This window comes from Fluviispira multicolorata, from assembly GCF_009208585.1.
Taxonomy (GTDB): Bacteria; Bdellovibrionota_B; Oligoflexia; order Silvanigrellales; family Silvanigrellaceae; genus Silvanigrella; species Silvanigrella multicolorata.
The window spans coordinates 26,657-45,924 of sequence record NZ_WFLN01000008.1 but is presented as its reverse complement, the minus strand read 5'-3'; the positions used below and the strand labels follow the sequence as shown (position 1 = coordinate 45,924).

Sequence of the window (19,268 nt, the reverse complement as noted above, 5' to 3'; positions counted from 1 at the left end):
CCATATACAAGCTTAAAAGACGCATTTCTATGCGTCTTTTTTTTATGAGAAATAATTTCATGCATAAATACAAATACGTTCTTGCATTTGGCTCTAATGTTGGCAATCGGATTGAGAATTTTAATAAATCACTTAAATTACTTGAAGAATTTGTTAAAGTTCAATTTCAAAGCAAATGGATAGAAACCAAGCCGCTGAGCCACATTCACTATAAAACAGATGATCATGAAAACTACTTAAATTTCATATGCATAGCTAACTCAGATCTCCTTCCAGATAAACTCTATGAGCAGATTGCACAGATAGAAGATTTAATTGGCCATCCTCGAGAGCGCCGCTGGATGCCTCGCAATCTCGACATTGACCTACTTTTTTGTGCTAAAAACGACGCTAAAAAATTTTCTGAGTGCACACCCTTCCCTTTTAAAAGACAGCCAAACTTTCACGTTCCACATTTAGATTATTTTAACAGAGATTTTTGGCGAGATATTTTAGAAAATGAACTACAAGTTCATGAGTCTATTCTTATAAATCACTTCAAAATGTGCTCTCAACAAAAAAATCTTGATTCTCTTTAACAATCTAATGTATTCAGATAAAGTGCTTCTGGACATTTTAATGTCTTAACCTATTTATTAATAAAAAACGCGAGTAGTTCAACTTATGCAAGCAGATAATCGTAAAAAAATTGTATTCTTAGGGACACCACAAGTAGCAGAAAAAGCCCTCAGAATTTTGCTTGAAGCTCATCAGTTTTTGAAAGTTATCCTTGTCGTCAGCCAACCTCCCAGCCGTTCTTTAAGAGGAAAGGGAGATGTTCCTTCCCCAACTCACAAACTTGCATTGGAAAGAGGAATACCTGTTCTGACTCCACACTCAGCAAAGGATCCTATATTTTTAAGTGATATTAAACTATTAGAACCTGATCTTTGTATCACTGCAGCCTATGGTAATTATTTACCTAAAGATTTCCTAGCAATCCCAAAATTTGGAACCCTCAATATCCATCCCAGCCTCTTACCTTTGTACCGAGGCGCCTCTCCTGTGCAAAGGGCTCTCGAAGTGGGGGTCAATAAAACAGGAGTGAGTATTTTATTTTCAGTGGCAGCTATGGATGCTGGCCCTATTGCTGCACAAGAAGAATTTGCTGTTAATAACTCAATAAAAGCTCCTGAATTATTAGATATCTTATTTGAAAAAGGAGCACACCTCCTAATTAAAACCCTTGAAAAGCTCTTTTCAGATAAGTTAAAGACAGAAGAGCAAGATCATTCTAAAGCAACAAAAGCAGATAAAATTAAAGTTGAAGAAGGAATCCTCGACTTTAAAATGCCCGCATTAGCTCTACACAACAAAGTTCGCGCCTTTGCAGGCTGGCCAAATACAAAATCTTCATTTATTTTAAATGATGAACCCATTGAGATGAAAATCATCACCACTCGAGTTTCAGAAAACTCTGAAAATTCAAAAATTGGTGAATTGATTTTTACAAAAAACTCATTAAACATTTGTTGTGGAGATACCCAAATCCTTGAAATCCTCGAAATGCAGCTTCCCGGAAAAAAAGTTGTCTCGGCGTTGGATTTTCAAAATGGTATAAAAGGGAAGCTATTAAAATTAGATCTGTAAAATCATAATTTTAGTCGTTTGATGATGAGCTATTTTGGTGTATGGAGAATACTTAGAGGTTTAGTTTCTCAGCAATAGTAACTGTCAGGTAAGTGTGCTCGGCGGGAGCTTGCAATAAACACAAGGAATGGTGAAATGGAAAGCAAATTTAGCGCTTTAATAAGCAATATTAAAAATATCAATTCTGCTTCAATCGTCGAAACGATCAAAAGAAATCAAGAAAATCTGAACCCGAAAGCCGTTTTAAATTTTGCTCGGAAAGCTGTCGACTCAGCTCGCTCATTTTCAAAAGAAGAAATTAATGTTTTACTTGGAAAAGCAAATGAACTTGGCCAAAAAACAGGCACTGAAATTGAAAAAATTGTTGTATCTGCTGTTAAAAGTATTTTGAAGGGACAACCTCAAGAAGTCGCAACTGAAGAAATCCGTAAAGAAATTACGAATATGCTTGTTGAACACAACAACGGGAAAAACCTCCTTCCCATTGTAAAATATGTCAACAATGTTCTTCTAAACAATGCTCCTACGAGTATAGAATCATTTAAGAACTTCAGAAGAAACATCGGTCAAACCCTCATTGCCGACGCACAAAAACGTATAGCAGACAGAAATATTATTGATGCTCAAGTAATTCCAGAAAAAAAAACTCAAAAAAAAGACCGCAACAAGAATCGCGAAACCGATTAATTAAAAATTAGGAACCTATGGAAGAAGAAAACATACATTTAAACTCAGAGTCAACTCCAAAGAAAGAAAGCAGTATTTATACAAAATCTGCTTTTGATATTTTAAAAACACGAGTTGAAGCCATATTATTTGTTGCAGACTCTCCTTTAGAAGCCGGAGAAATTCGAGCATGGATTGGGGAAATTTCACTCTCTGATGTTCGCATGGCTCTCCGCGCTATTGCACTTGATTATGAACACAGAGCATTCGAGTTAGTTGAACTTAATCATAAATATCAAATACGGACCCGAAACGAACATCTTCCATTAATTAAAAAACAATATGCTGGAAAAGCTCGTTCCTTAAGTAAAAATGCTCTCGAAACTCTTTCTATTATTGCTTACAGACAGCCTATTACCCGAGCACAAATTAATGCATTGAGGCAAGTTGATAGTTCATCAATTGTACAAACCTTAAAAGATAAAGATCTCATCTATGCTTCAGGAACTCGAAAAGAAGTTGGCAATCCTCTGGAGTATAAAACAACCCAAAAATTTTTAGACGTTTTTGGACTTTCTAGCTTGAATGAATTGCCTAATTTACGTTCTTTACAATTAAATTTAGATGAACAAAAAAAAGCAGCCTTGGCATTAAGTGCGCTCGAAGAAAAAGAAGAAGAATTACCGAGTGCCCAAGACATTGGATATAGCGAAAATGAGGAATCCTAAAAAAAGATAAAATCAAATTGGATCCTTAACAGAATTCAAAATGACTGGTATTATTCCGTGCAACTCACCACTGAGACGTACATCGAATCGGGGGATATTTGGAATTTTGGAGGAAAATATGGGTTTTTTAGATAGCTTAGGACGTTTTTTTTCAAGTGCATTTGGACTGGCAGAAGGTAAAACTCAAAGGATGGCTGACAAAATGGTCACCTCAAATGCAGATGCCATTCGCTCACAATTTCGTAAAACAAAAGAAGATTGGAGCAAAGACTATCAAGAAATGCGTGAAGCAGTTGCAGAACTTATACGTATTCGAGAAATGAAGTCTGAAGAAGTTAAAAAAATATCTAAAGAATCTGAAGAACTTCAACAAAAAATGTCTGGAGCAATTGAGCTTTATAAAAAAACACCTGATGAGCGCTATAAAGCCGCGTATGCACAGCTTGCAGAAAAATCAGAAAAAAATGAACAAAGGGTTAAAGAACTCGAAGCTGAAATTGACGAACAACAACAAGCAATTGAGCGCTATAAAGTTAGACTTTTAGAGCTTCAAACACAAATTGATTCCTTGAATAAAGAAGAGGCAGAAACGGTTGCTGACATTATCAGTAGCCAAAAAATTAAAGAATTAAATGATCGACTCTCTGGCCTTTCAGTTGATTCTTCTTCTAAAAACCTTGAAGCCATTCGCAATGCACGTCAAAAATCAAAAGCTGTTGCAAAACTTTCGACAGAACTTACTGGCGCTGAAAAAACAGATCTTGATAAAGAACTCAGCCAAGCTGGTTCTCGCTCAAAGCATCTTTCCGCCTTTGAAGATGCAATTGGTGTAAATAAAATCACTCTAAAAAGTGATCCATTTGCATCCTTACCAAGCCAAACTTCAGCTCCATTTACCAAAAAAGATACTATCGATGTTGAATTAAGCAAGCTTACCTCGGGATTAAATAAATGATAAAACTTGTTGATGGTGAAGATTTTACTATACATATTTTAAATAATATTTGCTTTGTTACCTTTTCCTCGCCATCAACACGAAATGCAATTAGCTTAAGAATGTCTGCTGTTATGCAAGAAATTTCTTGGAAAAGTGAAAATAATATTTCAATTTTTGAAAAGTTTCTTAAGGAAAATAATTGTTTTTTAATTATAGTTCAATCTACGGTAAGAGGCATTTTTTCGAGTGGTGGAAACTTATCTGATTTAAAAAATGGAAGCAAAGAGCTCTGCCAAAACTATGCATCTTCAATTAAAGCATTTTGTGAAATACTTCATTCATGCTCCATTCCATCTGTTACTTTACTTGCAGGTCCGGCTTACGGAGGTGGTGCTGAATTAGCATTGGCAACTGATTTCCGTTGGAGTATTGGAAAAAAATCTGACCTTCATTTTACCCAAATGCGCTTTGGGATCCCTGCTGGATGGGGAGGCATGCAGCGACTGTCAGAGCTCTGTCCACAACTCTCACCTAAAAAAGTATCAGCAATTATTGTTGCTAAAATGAGTCTTTTATATGATCAATTGATCCGACTTAATTTAATTGATAGATCATTTTTAAATATAAAAAGCTGTATTAAGGCATTAAATGAATGGAGAGATGAAATAGAACTCTCCCCAAGTGATGTTCGTTATGATCTTATGCAAAGACATAAAATAAACGATGCCTATCAATTACAGGAATATGATATTAAAATATTCGATAAATATTTTTTGAATCTTGAACACAAAAACAGAATTGATAACTTCTTTGCAAAAAGAAATAAAAATGCTGAATAATAAATTTTGTAAAATTCTTTTAATCTTGATCTCTACAAACTCACTTTATTCCTGCGGATATAAAATGGATCCAGCTCCACTTTATCCAACCTATATTTCTAAAATCGAAGAAGAAACCATAAAGCGAAAAAAAGAAGTTCAAAAAAATTCTTCCGATTCCCCAACTCCTTCTGTTAAAAAAGAATCTGATAAGTAACTTTACCCAATTATTCAGATGGAGCTTAAAAATGAATTCAAATAAAATAAAATGGCCAAATTCCAGAATTCTTGAACTTTTTAATATTGAAAATCCTATTATTCAAGCCGGAATGGTTTGGGTAAGTGGAGGAAATTTAGCAGCTGCGGCCGCAGATGCAGGTTGCCTTGGTCTCTTAGGGGCGGGAAGTATGCATCCTGAATTGTTAAAGGAACAAATTAAAAAAGCAAAATCACTTACAAAAAAACCAATTGGCGTAAATATTCCTTTATTATATAATAAAACTGAAGAGCAAATTAAAGTTGCTTTAGATGAAGGAATTCGCATTTTTTTCACAAGTGCAGGCTCTCCAAAAACATGGACCCCTTTCTTAAAAAAAGAAGGCTGCATTGTGGTGCATGTTGCAAGCACTCCTGAATTCGCAAAGAAAAGTCAAGATGCGGGTGTAGATGCAGTTGTGGTTGAAGGCTTTGAAGCGGGCGGCCACAATGGAAGAGATGAAATAACAACCTTAGTTTTACTACAACAAATTTACAATAAATTGACTATTCCAATTATCGTTGCAGGCGGCATTGGCTCTGGCGCTGCTATCTTAGCTGCTTTTGCTATGGGCGCAGAGGCTGTGCAGATTGGAACTGCTTTTGCAGCCACAAAGGAAAGCTCGGCCCATGAAAATTTTAAAATGGCTATGTGCAAGGCTCAATTCAACTCCACTTTTCTACGAATGAAAAAACTTGTTCCAGTGAGATTGCTTGAAAATGAATTTGCTAAAAAAATTGCACAAGCTGAGGACTCCTGCGCTACAAAAGATCAGTTGCAAGAAATTCTTGGCAAAGGACGCGCAAAAGAAGGAATGCTCAATGGCAATATTCAAGAAGGTGAGCTTGAAGTTGGTCAGATTGTTTCGGAAGTTAATGAAATTTTAAGTTGTAACAAATTAGTACAAAAACTTAAACATGAATATATTGCTGCTAAACAAAGTATTCTTTAGCAAATTTATTAATTCATAAAAATTAAAAATTAATCTATAAATTCAAATAATTTATTAAATCATTAAAAAAATAAATTATTTTTTAATGAATATTTCCTAAAGTGATTTCACATTAACTCGATTAATGGAATGCAAATTTGATGCAGTCAAAAAAATTGCATCCTGCTTAAGAAAAAACTCAAGAAATTTTCAAACCCAGCAGGACAGCAATTCGTAGTCGGGAGGTTAAATACTATGGGTTTCCGCATTGCAACCAACGTTCAATCTTTAAATGCACAACGTAACTTAAACATAAGCAATGATATGAATAATCTTGCAATGGAAAAACTATCATCAGGATTCAGAATTAATAAAGCTTCTGACGACGCTGCTGGACTCGCAATTAGTGAAAAATTAAAAGCTGACTATCGCGGCCTTGTGATGGCGAGACGAAACGCAAGCGATGGTGTGTCTCTAATACAAACTGCAGAAGGTGGATTAAATGAAATTGGAAATATTTTAAGTCGACTCCGTGAGCTTTCTGTTCAAGGAGCCAGCGATACGATAGGAAATATTGAAAGAGGGTTTCTAAATAAAGAATTTGGACAACTCAAAGATGAAATCACACGTATATCAAAAACTACAGAATTTAATGGAACCCTTCTGTTAGTTGGAAACCAAGACGACGTTCCAGATGAAATTAAGAAAAGATCAAATACATATCCACTCGAAATTCAAGTCGGAAAAAACTTTTTTGAAAGTGTTGATGGAAAAGATGAGATAAATCCAACCGACATAATTAGAATTGACTTAAGTAACATAAATGCAACGGTAAATGAAGAAGGACTTAATCTTGGTACATCTGAAGAAGATGAAAAAACAAGCGTGAGTTCAAAAGAATATTCACAAAAATCAATCAATGTTATTGATGATGCAATTACAAAAGTTTCTGGCTACAGAGCTACAATGGGTGCGATTCAAAGCCGTCTAAATTCAACTATCAATCAGTTGAGCATTCAAGCTGAAAATAACGCAGCCAGCAACAGCCGCATTCGTGATACAGACTTTGCAGAAGAAACAGCTAAATTAGCCCAAACTTCCATTCTAAAACAATCTGGCGTTGCCGTTCTTGCTCAAACCAATCAAACACCACAACTTGCAATACGCTTGTTAGGATGAGTATTCTTATATCCATCCTAACAATTTCTTTTTTAAGTAGGTTAAAATGGATGAAGGTAATTCAAGTAAAGACTCTAAGCTAAATTATATTATTCTGATAGTCGATGATAATGAAGAAAATCGCCTTCTCATGTCTATTTATTTAAAAAAATCACCTTATAAATATGAATTCGCACAAAATGGTGAAATTGCATTTGAAAAAATAAAAAATAAAAAATATGATCTCATCCTCATGGATGTTCAAATGCCTATAATGGATGGTCTGATAGCCACGCGCGAAATTCGAAAGTGGGAAGCAGCAGAAAAGAAAGAACCTGTTCCAATTATTGCTTTAACTGCAAATGATTTACAAGAAAGAGGAGGAGAAACTTTGAAAGCAGGTTGCACAGCGCATGTTACTAAACCAATTAAAAAAGATGATTTCCTGAAAGAAATTCAAAAATATATTAAAAATTGATTATTAAAATAATGGAAGTACAAAATGGGAAAGAAAAAAACCATCGTTTTAGATAAAGATTTTGAGGAAATTATTCCAGAATTTCTTATTAAAAGAAAAACTGATATTGTTATTATTCAAAAAGCATTGGAAGATGGTGATTATTCCTTAGTCGAATCTCTAGGCCACAAACTAAAAGGAACATGTGGCTCATATGGTTTTAAAGACCTCAGTGAGATTGGTAAGAAAATAGAAGATGCTGCAAAAGTACGAAAAGAAGAAACCATTATAAAGCTCATTGAAAAAATTGAAAACTATCTTGCAAATATTGATATTAAATTTGAATAAATATTACCTCTTATCACACTAATCCTTACTTATTTTGGTGGAATACTTCCTTCTGATAGGCATAAAGAAAATGAAGATAAATATTTATACTAAGACTTTTGACTAGAACATAATTCTTTTTATGTCAGTTATTTGATGTTTGTATTCACAATGCAAGAAATTTTTTGAACATTAATATAATATTGAATAAAAATTATAAATTTATTTTTAATGTAAAATTTTTATAATTAGATTAAAAAAAATTGGTTTTACAAAAATAATTCACATATAATTTATAGAGCTTTGATATTCGACTTGGAAAAATAATAAAAAATATTTACTGGTTATGGTAATTAGTATAATCTATTTATGGCTCCTATTATAAGAGCATTTAATTTAAAAATTTAATCTATATAGGTAACTAGTAATGCCGTTTTCATTACCTTTTAATAATAAAATAGAACATTATGATTTAATTTTTGGTCTAGGAACTTCAATTAGTTTATTTCAAGCTGAACTTTTAAATAATCAAAAAACAACAAAAATTTACCATGATTTACATTTATTACAATTTGTATATAATTTTTGTGAGAAAGTAGATGAACGGACCAAAGCTATAAGAGCTAAACGATTAGAAACCCAATTTATAAATAGCTATAAATATATTGATAAATCAAAAAAAAACTATCCGATTGAAATTATAGCTCAATTTAAATTTTTAAATGAGCATACTCGCAAAAATATTCAGCATAATTTACAATTATATTTAGATTATGTTGAATATATGAAAAAACCAGATCAATTTGAAGATCGAGCTTTAAAATACTCTACAAAATACCATGCTTATTTTAAGAGTGGTGAATGCGAATTATTTGATCGTCGTAAAAGTAAAATGTTTTTAAATTATCAATTACTAATTAGAAATGGCAAAATACATTTTGTACTAGATGGCCTTGATCTTGAAATCGTTCCCAAGAAAATTCCATTTTCCTTTAAAAAAGAGCATATGTCTCTTTCCATTGAAAATTTGGAAAATATTTTTAATGAAAATTTATTGAAAATGCAAGATAGTGAGAAATTAAATTTAAAGGCTCAAGATATAACTGCCTCAGAATTGAGATGGGTATATCGTAATCGTAAACATCCCAAAGTTGAGGCAGGGATTCAGTTTTGGAAGAATAAGGTTCCTTGCGAAGCTCCATGGAACATGCCACTTTATAAGAATTTATGGTTATCATATCATCCTAAAAATGTTTACTAATATTTAACTATTCTTTATTTTTAGATTCAAATAGATTGATACACTCTTAAAAATTAACTACAATGAAATTAAATTTTTTTTAAAAGTCCAATTAATTAGCTTTAAAACTTAAGAACTCAATCAAGGAGTTCTTAAGTTTTATATTTTATTTCGTAGAATCGTTTATTTTATAAACACCTTCTGATGTAATACTTATCGTAATTATATCACCAATAGCTGGGGTAGCTTCAAAAATCATTTGGAAATTCATTCCAAAATCTTTTCTATTAATTTTTGCAGTAGCTTTAAATGATTGTTTAATATCATCCTTTGTTACAAACTCACCTTTATATATAACTTTAAATATTACTGGCTTTACTACGCCTTTAATACTCATATTGCCTATTAAATCTAAAGTATTTTTCCCTGTTTTTTTAGCCGAAATTGATTTAAATGTTAATTCTGGATATTTATTAACATCAAAAAAATCAGAACTTTTTAAGTGTTCATTTCTTGGATTAAACCCTGTGTCAATAGACGACGCTTTTGCGCTTGCAGTTAATTCAGTTTGAGAAAAATCTTTTGGATTAAATTTAAAATTACCTTTAAAGTCTTTAAATTCACCCATAACTGAACTAACGACTAGGTGATCAACCTCAAAACTAATTTTGGAGTAAAGCGGATTAATCTCATAACTTTGCCCAACGGGGGATGAGATAGAAGATGTATTATTCTTTGCTTGAGGCAGTGACTCAATAGACTTAGCTTGGCAAGTCATTGGCAACGCTAAAATAATAGTTTTGAGTATATATTTTTTAAATTTATTTAATAACATGAAGATCCTCTAAGTAAAGTACGATAAATAAATCAAGGTTTGGAACCTTACACAATCAATATATCATGTCAAGATAATATTTTATTTAAAATATTATCGACTAATATTAGATAATTACAGCAACAAAGTCTTCATATTATTAATCTTATTTCATATCCCAATCCCATCTTACAAATTTGAATTACCTTAAAAAATACACTGATTATATTAAACAAATATTACAATAATTTTGCTTTATAATTTTTTCTTAAACTGTGTGTAATATTTTCTTCTTCAGAAATAGGTTCGAAGATTTATATCAAAATAATTACCATCAATTAAAGATTTAAGAGTTGATTATTATCTCGCCGACAAAGCTTTTTGTCTACAGAAATAAGAAAATAATTCTTGACTATCAAAGGTATTTATGTCCTTATACAAATGTAAATTTTTTAAATAATGAGCTTTCCCTTAAGCTTATGCATGAAAGATAAATAAATGTTTGTAAAAGATATGACGGAATTTAATAAAATAATTGAAAAAATAGAAAAAAATATTGATTACCAACGGCCACAAGCATTTGGCATAGGCATAGCAACTATTGATACGAATGGCTGCTTACTCGACAGTTATTTTCCTTCACCAAGCTTTCAGACAAATTTTGCCACAGCTGCAATACTTGCAAACTTATTTGGATATAAAAATGGTACACATTCATATCAGGTTAGCAATGAACAAATTTCTGAAATATTAAGTTATTTTACACCATTTGAAAATGATGGCAAAGAACATGCAAATATTGATCTTCTAAAAAGTTTGCAAAAATTCATGCAAAGCCCAAATGAAAATCGAAAAGTTATTGTTGTTTCATTTATTGCATCGGCAGAGAATGATTCTGGTCCACAAGAAGTTCCCGATGCTTATCTGCGTTTGCACTTACTCAGTCACAGGCTAGTTAAGCCGCACGGCATTAATTTAAAAGGTATTTTTAATATATTGCCCAATATTGCTTGGACATCTGAAGGCGCTATAGCTTTACAAGATTTACCACTTCGAAAAATGGAAGCAATGACAACAGGACGAAGTCTGCAAGTACACTCAATCGATAAATTCCCGCGCATGACGGATTATGTCATCCCCTCTGGCGTACGTATTGCAGATGGATCACGCATTCGTCTTGGCGCATATTTAGGTGAAGGCACTACAATCATGCATGAAGGCTTTGTAAATTTTAATGCAGGATGCGAAGGGCCCAATATGATTGAAGGGCGTATTTCTGCGGGAGTCTTTGTTAAAAAAGGCAGTGATTTAGGTGGAGGATGCTCAACTATGGGCACATTATCTGGAGGGGGAAATATAATTATTTCAATTGGTGAAAATTGTTTGCTCGGAGCAAACTCTGGCTTGGGGATTCCTCTTGGCGATCGCTGCACAATAGAAGCCGGTCTTTATCTTACAGCTGGCAGCAAAGTTCTATTTGAAGGTAAAATATTAAAGGCAAAAGATTTTTCAGGTAAAAATGATCTTTTATTTAGGCGTAATTCTCAAACAGGAAATATTGAAGTTCTCTCTAAGACAAATTCAGTAGAACTAAACACAATTTTGCATTCAAACTAAACTGAGTGAATAGAGAAATTAATCTTTAAATTCTTTCGCATCAAATAATTAATAAACGAGTTAAGAAAAATATTCTTAACTCGTTTATTATCTCTCCGTCTTAATCTTTTATATATTAAGTTTTAAAAACTATTAACTTTTAAATTTATACTAATAGAAAAACAAATTATATTTTGGAGCAATACAATAAGCTTTTAACCCTGATTCCTTTATGCCAATTTCTAATGCTTTAGCTCCACGAACTTTCAATCTTTCATTAAATAATGGATTGACTATTTCTGGACTCCCCGAATTCACTTTATGAGAAACAAGTGTGACTGTTCCACAGTTACCAGCTTCAACTTTCCCTGATATAGATAAATCAGTTTGATAAGTTCCAATTAATGGAATTTTAACGACTCTAAAAGACGCATGTTCCACGTTAATAGAAACAAGACGATTATTATCATCTAAATCATATGTCCCAGAAATACCAACAGGAAATGTTGGATCGACAGAACCTTTATCAAAAGTTTTAACCATAGCATCTATCATTTGATTAATATTTTGACTATTAATAACTGTATTTAAATTATATGTTTTTGCATAAGTCGTACTCGACATAACAGATAAAAGTAACAAAGCACATTTCAATTTCATTAGTCTTTCCTTTTAAATAACTAGACGGAGATGAATTTAATGTAACAGATTATTTATTGTTTACAATTATAAGTTTAATTATTTTTCTGGTAATCTACAAAATTTAAGATATGACTTATACACAATAAACATGACAACAATATAAAAATAAAAAATATAAAAATGTTTAATTATATCTTAAATAAAAATAATAAAATATTAAATTATACAATTAAAATATATTAATTTAATCTAAACAAATATAATAAAATAATCTATCCCCAGAAAAAGACAAAAAATGGTTTCTTTAAATATTCAAAATGCAAAGCGACTTTAGGGTGGCCAAGTTTAGCTAACAATTCGTCAGGATTTCCTTGATGAATTTCTGGCAGACCAATTTCAAAACTATACCCTTCATTTTTGAGTGTAAGTTTTGATTTTCCACAGATTTGATTGCATATTTCACTTGTAACATCTTTAATATCAGCATCTGTTACTTTTCCATCTTCCGGCATCATGAACACAGCTTTAGTAATTGCTTGTGCAGCTTCTAAAGCCATACAAAATGCCATTGCACCTTTTCCCTTATCTCTTGATAAGGGCATTTTTCCCGCAATAATAATTGGCAACATTATTCCTGCTTCAATGACAGGTTTTAAAAATGTAGGATCATTTTTTGTATTTGTTTTCACAACTTCTTTAGTCGATTTAATAAACGCATTTAGAACTTTTACATCGAATATTGCGAATTCCTGCGCTAAAAAATCCTTTAAACTTTTTGAAGATGCTGGCTGATTCGCAGCTGTGTGTTGAGGTTGATTTACAGCAGCTATAGTGGAAAGATTCGCAGCACTTACAGTTGAAGTGCCCATGGGAGCATTTGGTTGACGTGAAGGGGAAGAAGTGGCTGCTGTAAAATTCTTACCAGCAAGCTTACTTTCGATTGTATGAATATTTGTTTTAGCTTCAAGTAGATGTTCCTTTAGTTTTGCAATATCCTTTTTTATTTCTTTTTCCTCACCAAGAATATCTTTTTGTGTTTGCAAAATTTCCATTATTTTATTTATGATATCTTCATAGTATCTATCTAATTTTTTTTCTAAAGGGTTTTGATTTGACATTTTCCCTTCATTCTTTCATCCACTGTTTTAGATTGAACTGATAGCAATTAACTGACATAAAGCGATATCGAGCAATTATGATAAAATCTGAAGGATCAGGCGGAGGAAAAAATGACACAATCTGCGTTTAATCACATTATGGTAGTTGATGATGATCCAGATATTCTTTCACAAGTTGAAAAAATATTTGTAAAATTAGGGATTGGAAATTATAAAACTTTTCTAAGCGCAGAAAAAGCATTAAAAGAACTTGAAGTAGCAAAAGAATCCTACGATATGGTTATTGTCGATGTTCGTATGCCAATATTTGCCGGAATTGCGCTGGTTCAATATATAAAAACTCATGTTGAAAAAAAAATAAGAGACACTTTTTGTGTTCCTTTAGTTGGCAGCATTGGTAGAGAAGATAAAGCTATACTTTCTGAGTTTAGTTTTTTTGAAACTGTTTCAAAGCCAATAGCAGAAAAAGCATTTATTGTTAGACTTGGAGAACTTGGCGAACAACACAAAAATCCAAATAGTGACAAAAATTTTCAAACACATTTTAATAATGCTCTCATTGAGAAAAAATATAAACAAGCTGAAGATCTAATATTACCCAGATTAAAGCAAGATCCAAAGTCTCTTCGTTTTTTAACCCTCTATGCTGAACTTTTATTAAGAGCTCAGCAAGCAAAAAAAGCAGAAGAATTTTTAAATAAAGTCTTAAAAATTGATCAAAACCATATTGTTGCTCTTAATTTAATGTCAAAAGTTTATATAAAAACAAATCGCTTTGATGATGCAATGAAAGTTCTAGAAAAAGCAAAAATATATAGTCCACATAATATTGACAGACTTCTTGTTATGGGAGAATTACATTTAGGATCAGGCGAAGCAGATAAAGCAGAAGAAAATTTTAATTCTGTTTTAAAACTGAACCCAACAGATGAAAGAGCAACTTACGGACTGGGAAGAGCACTTGCCACACAAGGAAAAACAGATGAAAGTAAAAAAATTCTTGCTAGCCTGAAAAAAGGGGTAGAGCTTGCAAGCTTTTTTAATAACAAAGGAATACTTCTTGTTAAGGCAGGAAAATATAATGACGGTATTTCTTTATATAAAAATGCAATAAAAGTATTGGATGATCAAGAAAGAGAACATTTATTACTTTATAATATTGCTCTAGCATATTCTAAATTAGGAGACTCTCCCAAAGCACTCGATTTTGCAAAAAAAGCTTCAGAAAAAGCACCAAAAGAGAATGTAAAACCTAAAAAGCTTTTAGAAAAGTTACAAAAAGAAACAAAAAGTGACCCGAATCAAGCAGGAAAACCGCAAGAAGCTCAAACGACTGAACCAAGCAAAGAGAAATATTTATTAACAGGATCGCAAATGGATTTTATAATGGGTGGATATGATGAAGTAAAGGCACCAGAACCGTCTCCAAATCCCGCTTCTACAGAAGAAGAATTTATTACTTTTGGTAACTAGAAAATAAAATTGACATTATTTATATTTTTTTATAATTTAAACTTCCAATTCTGGAGGGTTTAAATTGAAAAACAAAAGTGATAAAATTATATTTATAATTCTGATGCTCATTAGTTCCATTTGCTACTTTTTTTCAACTGGTTTTAATAATATTTCTTTTTTATTATGGATTGCTCCAATACCGATTTTTATTTATTCATTTTTTAATAGCTACAAAAGAACTTTTATACTTGCATTTTCTTCTTTTATTCTTGGAGGACTCAGTTATTATAAATACTTTAATGATTTTCCTTCAATTATTTTTAGTATATTAGAATACAGTTTATTTTTTTCAGTAATAATTATTTTATGCAAATTTTTATTTCAAAAAATTCGAAAATGGTATGTTATTTTCTTTCCTCCATCATGCTATTCTCTATATGAATACTGCTCTTCACTCGTTTCTAAAAATGGAACAATTAATAGTTTATCCTATACACAAATTGATTTTCAATTACTCATTCAGTTAGCTTCTATTACTGGAATATACGGAATTACTTTTATTCTTTATTTTCTTCCATATGCAGTCTCAATTTTTATATATTATTTAATATTAAAAAATAAAAAAAACTGCATTTTAGTATTTATTTTTCCAATACTTATTATGATTTGCACAATATTATTTGGATACTCAAGAATTAAAATATTAGACAGTCATAGCCACGAAAATATTATAATAGGCATGGCTTCTGCTGACCATTTAAATTCATTTTCAATTATTAATAATGAAGAATCTTCAAAGAAAGTAATAGAACATTATATATCATTAATCCCTATGCTTAGCAAAAATGGCGCAAAAATTATACTTTTTCCAGAAAAGATTACTACAATCAATTATAAAATATTATCTAATATTTCTAAATTGCTATCCGATGCTGCTATAAAATATAATGTTACTATTATCTTAGGAATTCGCAGAATTGATAGCAATAATATCTTTTACAATTCTGCTTGGATATTTTCTGAAAATGGTAATCTTATTTCTACATATGACAAGCATTTTTTATTACCATATTATGAAGTAAATACCATTTATAATATTCCCGAAATTACACCTGGGAAAACATTTGTAACATTTAACTTTAAAGATTCTATATTTGGAATAGCAATCTGTAAGGATATGGATTTTCAAAAAATAACACATGCCTATTCAAAACTTAACGCTAAGGTTATGTTCGTCCCCGCATTAGATTTTATTAAAGATGGTTGGTTTCATGGACGGATAGCAATATTTAGAGGAATAGAGGGAGGATTTTCTGTTGTTCGCGCTCCAAGTCAAGGCATACTTATGGCGAGTGATGAAGCAGGTAGAATCATAAAAAAAGTGGCCACATCAAGTTCTGAAAACACTTACTTTATAGCAAAAGTACCCGTTGGAACAAGCAATACAATATTTTCTCAATACAAATATCTCTTTCACTTTTTTACAGGATCAATAATATTTTTATATCTTATACTTTTTTTATATACGCATTTCAAAGTGAGTCCTTTAAAAAATTAAACTTATAATCTATGTTCTGCTGTTTCAAAAAAATTTCAATTCTTTTATAGGCTAATTGTGGTAACGTATATATTTCATATTGTGAAAGACCTAATATTTTTTCGGAAATTTGAATTAAAATTACTTTTCTATTACCATTATCTAAAAGATTTTGTTCGAAAACAGCTTGCCCCGTTGTACCTGAACCAGCAAAAAAATCAATAATAATATCTTCATTATTTGCTTCTGTAATTAAATGAATAATACGTTTGATAAGAGCTAAAGATTTTGGCATATCAAATGCTGCCTCAGGAATTATTCTTTTTAAATCATGAGTTCCTGTATTTTTTAAATCCGTCCATATATCACTGCCAGTACGCTTTAAGGTCGGCGATACATAATGCTCTGGTTTATTTTTTTTATTCAGTCGAAGAAGATCTATTTTTCTATTTTCAGTGTAGTTTTCTAAATACCATTTATCGATTAAATCTGATCTTTGTAATAAATCTTCAAACTGAAAAATAGCTGAAGTTTTTTTCAGCTCATTAAACATTTTTAAATAATTCAAGATAGCAGCTTCGCTTCTTTCTTTTGACCAACGCCACTGCCCCATTTTCGGGGTTATCCCAAAAATTTCATAGCGTAAGTTTGGACGATCAGTGCCTCTCCAGTGATTATTCCAATTGCCTTTTCGCAAATCGATTCGATTGAATTCAAATTTTTTAATTTTAGAATTCTTATTTTTACTATAAAATAAAAGATATTCATGTCCAACAGTAATTCTATGAGAATTTACAAATTGAGATTGAACATTTTTCACCCCACGTGGGATAATAATACAATTTCTAAAATTGTCTTCTCCAAAAATTTTATCCATTAAAATTCTTAAATAATGTATTTCATTATCATCAATACTGATAAAAATAAATCCATCATTTTTTAAAAGATCATAAGCAACTTCAAGGCGAGGTCGCATCATTTCTGACCATTGCAAATGACTTCCAAAATTATCATTATAAGTAAACTTTCGTTTTGTATTATAAGGAGGATCAATATAAATAAGTTTAACTTTATTTACATAATACTTCTTTAATTTTTCTAATACAGAAAGGTTATCGCCATCAATTACTGAATTTAATATATTACTAAGTGGGACTTTTTTATTTGAAAAAGAATCAATAAAAAAATCATTCATTTAAATACTCTAATAATTGCTCAATTTTTGAAAATTCATGCCTCATAACTTTTCCACCAGCAACAAAGGCGTGCCCACCACCTGAAAAGTTTTTTGCAAAATAATTACCCAGATGTTTTGAAGCCTCTTTAGGTTTATTCCAAGGATTGATTCCACAAGATAATGATGAAGAGCCTTTATTAAAACTTGGCATGATATGCAACGCATATTGGGCTTCACCAAATAACATATAAGGAATAAATCGCCCCATACCAGCAAATTCTCTACTCTCACTAAAATTCGAAAAAGCAACTTTTCCTTTAAGACGAGTATTTTTTTTATATAAACGGAGTTGCTTATTAAAAATTTGCTCTTCAAAATTAAAAATAGCGGAATAAATAAAATCAGAATCAAAAAGGTCTTCGATAGACGCGCTTTTTACAATTTGCCGAACTATTCTTTTATACAAAACGGATTTATCAATTGCAGGATGTCCTGGGTTAAAAAGAACTTGTAACTTTACAGCTGTTGATGAAAAATCATGTGCTGCTTCGCAAGTTGCATAAAGAGCTCCATCAATAATTTCAGCAAAATCTATAAACTCTTCGTATTCTTTTATAAGCTTTATGGGCAGTCCTAGTTCTTGCTGATGCGTTCTCAACAAACCTGGAGTGCTAATTGCTGTTGTGTCCCATTTTGTGATGACATTGGGAAGAATTTCAGCCGTATTTAGCTCAGATAAAAATGGAAAACTTGAACCTGTAGGATGATGATCAATCCAATAACAATCTGGAACTGATTTATTACTTTCACCTTTTTTTTCTAAAGCATATTTATTTGCAAAAAATCTTTCACTTAATAAAGAAGGATGTAAAGTGAAGTCTAAAATGGAACAAGGCCACTTAATTTCCATTAAACTCCATTCACCTAAACTTGACACATGATTTACTGGCTGAATTTCAATATTCCAACCATTTTTTGCATATTTATCATTAATAAATTTAGAGAATAATGCTGCAGCAATACCACCATCCGCATCGGAGTGACTGTAAATTGTGTACGTCTTATCATTTGCCATTAGAGGGTAACCATAAATTAATAAGTGCCAAATAAAAATAGGAATAAGAATATTCTAAAATAGAATGTCAAGACTCCACTCACAATAAGAAGCAATCCTACAATTGATATTATTGTGGCTTTTTCATTTAAAAACTTTGCTTTATTATAAGATAAATTATTGATTAAGATATTCCATCCAGCCATTCCGGGCAATGGCAACAAAAAGAGTGCTCCTATTGTTATATTGGATATCCCAATGAGCGTTACAATTAAGCCAGATAATAGCTCTGGTTTTGTGAAGTCTAAAGTAGGAGTTGGCATCACAGCACCTATACCCGAAAAGCGAAGGATTAATATACATAAGAATGCTATTGCAAAATTAATTCCGACTCCAAACGAATAGACAATATTTATATCTTTTCTTGGATTGCGAAACGAACGTCTATCAATGTCAAATTGTTTTGGCCATCCAAAAACAACAGGTGAATTTAATAAAATAGTTATAATAGGAAATATTACAGTTCCTAAAATATCAATATGTGGAAGAGGGTTTAAAGTAGCCATTTGCTGGGTTTGAATTGAATTATCACCTTTTCTCTTAGCCATAATTGCAACTCCAGCCTGACACATTGTTATTGCAATTAAAAAACCTAAGTATCGAAGCAAACCAAAAGCAATCGTCGTTTCTGAAATAGATCCCATTTTTTGTCATCCAATATTTATTAT

21 protein-coding genes are annotated in these 19,268 nt (G+C 31.5%); 15 read left to right on the top strand and 6 right to left on the bottom strand.

Going from position 1 to position 19,268, the window contains the following annotated elements; all coding sequences use genetic code 11:
* The first annotated feature begins 59 nt into the window (after window positions 1-59).
* The 12 genes from folK to GCL57_RS11030 all read left to right on the top strand — a co-directional run bounded on the left by folK (window position 60) and on the right by GCL57_RS11030 (window position 9,168).
* Window positions 60-578: a 2-amino-4-hydroxy-6-hydroxymethyldihydropteridine diphosphokinase gene (folK, locus tag GCL57_RS11085; RefSeq protein ID WP_161597720.1), complete on the top strand. Its 519-nt coding sequence runs from the start codon at window positions 60-62 to the stop codon at window positions 576-578.
* Window positions 579-663: 85 nt separating this feature from the next.
* Complete coding sequence (gene fmt / locus GCL57_RS11080) at window positions 664-1,629, top strand: methionyl-tRNA formyltransferase (protein WP_152213416.1); 966 nt, start codon at window positions 664-666, stop codon at window positions 1,627-1,629.
* Between the two features lie 135 nt (window positions 1,630-1,764).
* Window positions 1,765-2,316: a hypothetical protein gene (locus tag GCL57_RS11075; RefSeq protein ID WP_152213415.1), complete on the top strand. Its 552-nt coding sequence runs from the start codon at window positions 1,765-1,767 to the stop codon at window positions 2,314-2,316.
* Between the two features lie 17 nt (window positions 2,317-2,333).
* Window positions 2,334-3,023: an SMC-Scp complex subunit ScpB gene (scpB, locus tag GCL57_RS11070; protein ID WP_152213414.1), complete on the top strand. Its 690-nt coding sequence runs from the start codon at window positions 2,334-2,336 to the stop codon at window positions 3,021-3,023.
* Window positions 3,024-3,141: 118 nt separating this feature from the next.
* Window positions 3,142-3,978 carry a PspA/IM30 family protein gene (locus GCL57_RS11065; protein WP_161597719.1) on the top strand — a complete coding sequence of 279 codons (837 nt, stop codon included), beginning with the start codon at window positions 3,142-3,144 and terminating at the stop codon, window positions 3,976-3,978.
* Complete coding sequence (locus tag GCL57_RS11060) at window positions 3,975-4,799, top strand: enoyl-CoA hydratase/isomerase family protein (protein WP_152213412.1); 825 nt, start codon at window positions 3,975-3,977, stop codon at window positions 4,797-4,799. The genes GCL57_RS11065 and GCL57_RS11060 overlap by 4 nt, the downstream gene beginning before the upstream one ends.
* Entirely contained in the window at window positions 4,789-4,995 is a 207-nt protein-coding gene (locus GCL57_RS11055) for a hypothetical protein (RefSeq protein WP_152213411.1), read from the top strand. The genes GCL57_RS11060 and GCL57_RS11055 overlap by 11 nt, the downstream gene beginning before the upstream one ends.
* Before the next feature lie 31 nt (window positions 4,996-5,026).
* Window positions 5,027-5,986, top strand: coding sequence for an NAD(P)H-dependent flavin oxidoreductase (locus tag GCL57_RS11050; protein WP_152213410.1), 960 nt, complete (start codon window positions 5,027-5,029; stop codon window positions 5,984-5,986).
* Between the two features lie 234 nt (window positions 5,987-6,220).
* Window positions 6,221-7,144 (top strand): flagellin N-terminal helical domain-containing protein, encoded by a 924-nt coding sequence (locus GCL57_RS11045; RefSeq protein WP_152213409.1) that lies wholly within the window; start codon window positions 6,221-6,223, stop codon window positions 7,142-7,144.
* A gap of 46 nt (window positions 7,145-7,190) precedes the next feature.
* A complete protein-coding gene (locus GCL57_RS11040; protein ID WP_152213408.1) occupies window positions 7,191-7,601 on the top strand; it encodes a response regulator in 411 nt (136 codons plus the stop codon).
* A 24-nt stretch (window positions 7,602-7,625) separates the two neighbouring features.
* On the top strand, window positions 7,626-7,928 hold the full coding sequence (locus GCL57_RS11035; protein ID WP_152213407.1) for an Hpt domain-containing protein: 303 nt from the start codon (window positions 7,626-7,628) through the stop codon (window positions 7,926-7,928).
* A 406-nt stretch (window positions 7,929-8,334) separates the two neighbouring features.
* Window positions 8,335-9,168 (top strand): hypothetical protein, encoded by an 834-nt coding sequence (locus GCL57_RS11030; protein WP_152213406.1) that lies wholly within the window; start codon window positions 8,335-8,337, stop codon window positions 9,166-9,168.
* 145 nt (window positions 9,169-9,313) lie between these two features.
* Here the strand turns inward: GCL57_RS11030 and GCL57_RS11025 are convergent, their stop codons facing one another.
* The gene (locus GCL57_RS11025) at window positions 9,314-9,982 is read right to left on the bottom strand and encodes a YceI family protein (RefSeq protein WP_152213405.1); all 669 of its coding nucleotides are present in this window, start codon (window positions 9,980-9,982) and stop codon (window positions 9,314-9,316) included.
* A 477-nt stretch (window positions 9,983-10,459) separates the two neighbouring features.
* On the opposite strand from GCL57_RS11025, the gene GCL57_RS11020 reads away from it, so the two are divergent.
* The gene (locus tag GCL57_RS11020; RefSeq protein WP_211363257.1) at window positions 10,460-11,578 is read left to right on the top strand and encodes a tetrahydrodipicolinate N-succinyltransferase N-terminal domain-containing protein; all 1,119 of its coding nucleotides are present in this window, start codon (window positions 10,460-10,462) and stop codon (window positions 11,576-11,578) included.
* A 150-nt stretch (window positions 11,579-11,728) separates the two neighbouring features.
* On the opposite strand, the gene GCL57_RS11015 is transcribed toward GCL57_RS11020, so the two are convergent.
* A complete protein-coding gene (locus GCL57_RS11015) occupies window positions 11,729-12,217 on the bottom strand; it encodes a hypothetical protein (RefSeq protein WP_152213404.1) in 489 nt (162 codons plus the stop codon).
* Between the two features lie 254 nt (window positions 12,218-12,471).
* Window positions 12,472-13,317 (bottom strand): chemotaxis protein CheX, encoded by an 846-nt coding sequence (locus tag GCL57_RS11010; RefSeq protein WP_152213403.1) that lies wholly within the window; start codon window positions 13,315-13,317, stop codon window positions 12,472-12,474.
* A gap of 111 nt (window positions 13,318-13,428) precedes the next feature.
* On the opposite strand from GCL57_RS11010, the gene GCL57_RS11005 reads away from it, so the two are divergent.
* Together GCL57_RS11005 and GCL57_RS11000 are read left to right on the top strand one after the other, a co-directional pair.
* Window positions 13,429-14,790, top strand: a complete 1,362-nt coding sequence (locus GCL57_RS11005) for a response regulator (RefSeq protein WP_152213402.1) — start codon at window positions 13,429-13,431, stop codon at window positions 14,788-14,790.
* A 64-nt stretch (window positions 14,791-14,854) separates the two neighbouring features.
* The gene (locus GCL57_RS11000; RefSeq protein WP_152213401.1) at window positions 14,855-16,330 is read left to right on the top strand and encodes a nitrilase-related carbon-nitrogen hydrolase; all 1,476 of its coding nucleotides are present in this window, start codon (window positions 14,855-14,857) and stop codon (window positions 16,328-16,330) included.
* Here GCL57_RS11000 and GCL57_RS10995 read toward each other — a convergent pair.
* The 3 genes from GCL57_RS10995 to GCL57_RS10985 are packed head-to-tail and all read right to left on the bottom strand — an operon-like array spanning window position 16,305 to window position 19,244.
* Window positions 16,305-17,504, bottom strand: coding sequence for a site-specific DNA-methyltransferase (locus GCL57_RS10995; protein WP_152213400.1), 1,200 nt, complete (start codon window positions 17,502-17,504; stop codon window positions 16,305-16,307). The genes GCL57_RS11000 and GCL57_RS10995 overlap by 26 nt on opposite strands.
* Window positions 17,497-18,561 carry a hypothetical protein gene (locus tag GCL57_RS10990; protein WP_152213399.1) on the bottom strand — a complete coding sequence of 355 codons (1,065 nt, stop codon included), beginning with the start codon at window positions 18,559-18,561 and terminating at the stop codon, window positions 17,497-17,499. The genes GCL57_RS10995 and GCL57_RS10990 overlap by 8 nt, the downstream gene beginning before the upstream one ends.
* Before the next feature lie 17 nt (window positions 18,562-18,578).
* Window positions 18,579-19,244 (bottom strand): site-2 protease family protein, encoded by a 666-nt coding sequence (locus tag GCL57_RS10985; protein ID WP_152213398.1) that lies wholly within the window; start codon window positions 19,242-19,244, stop codon window positions 18,579-18,581.
* Window positions 19,245-19,268 lie beyond the last annotated feature (24 nt).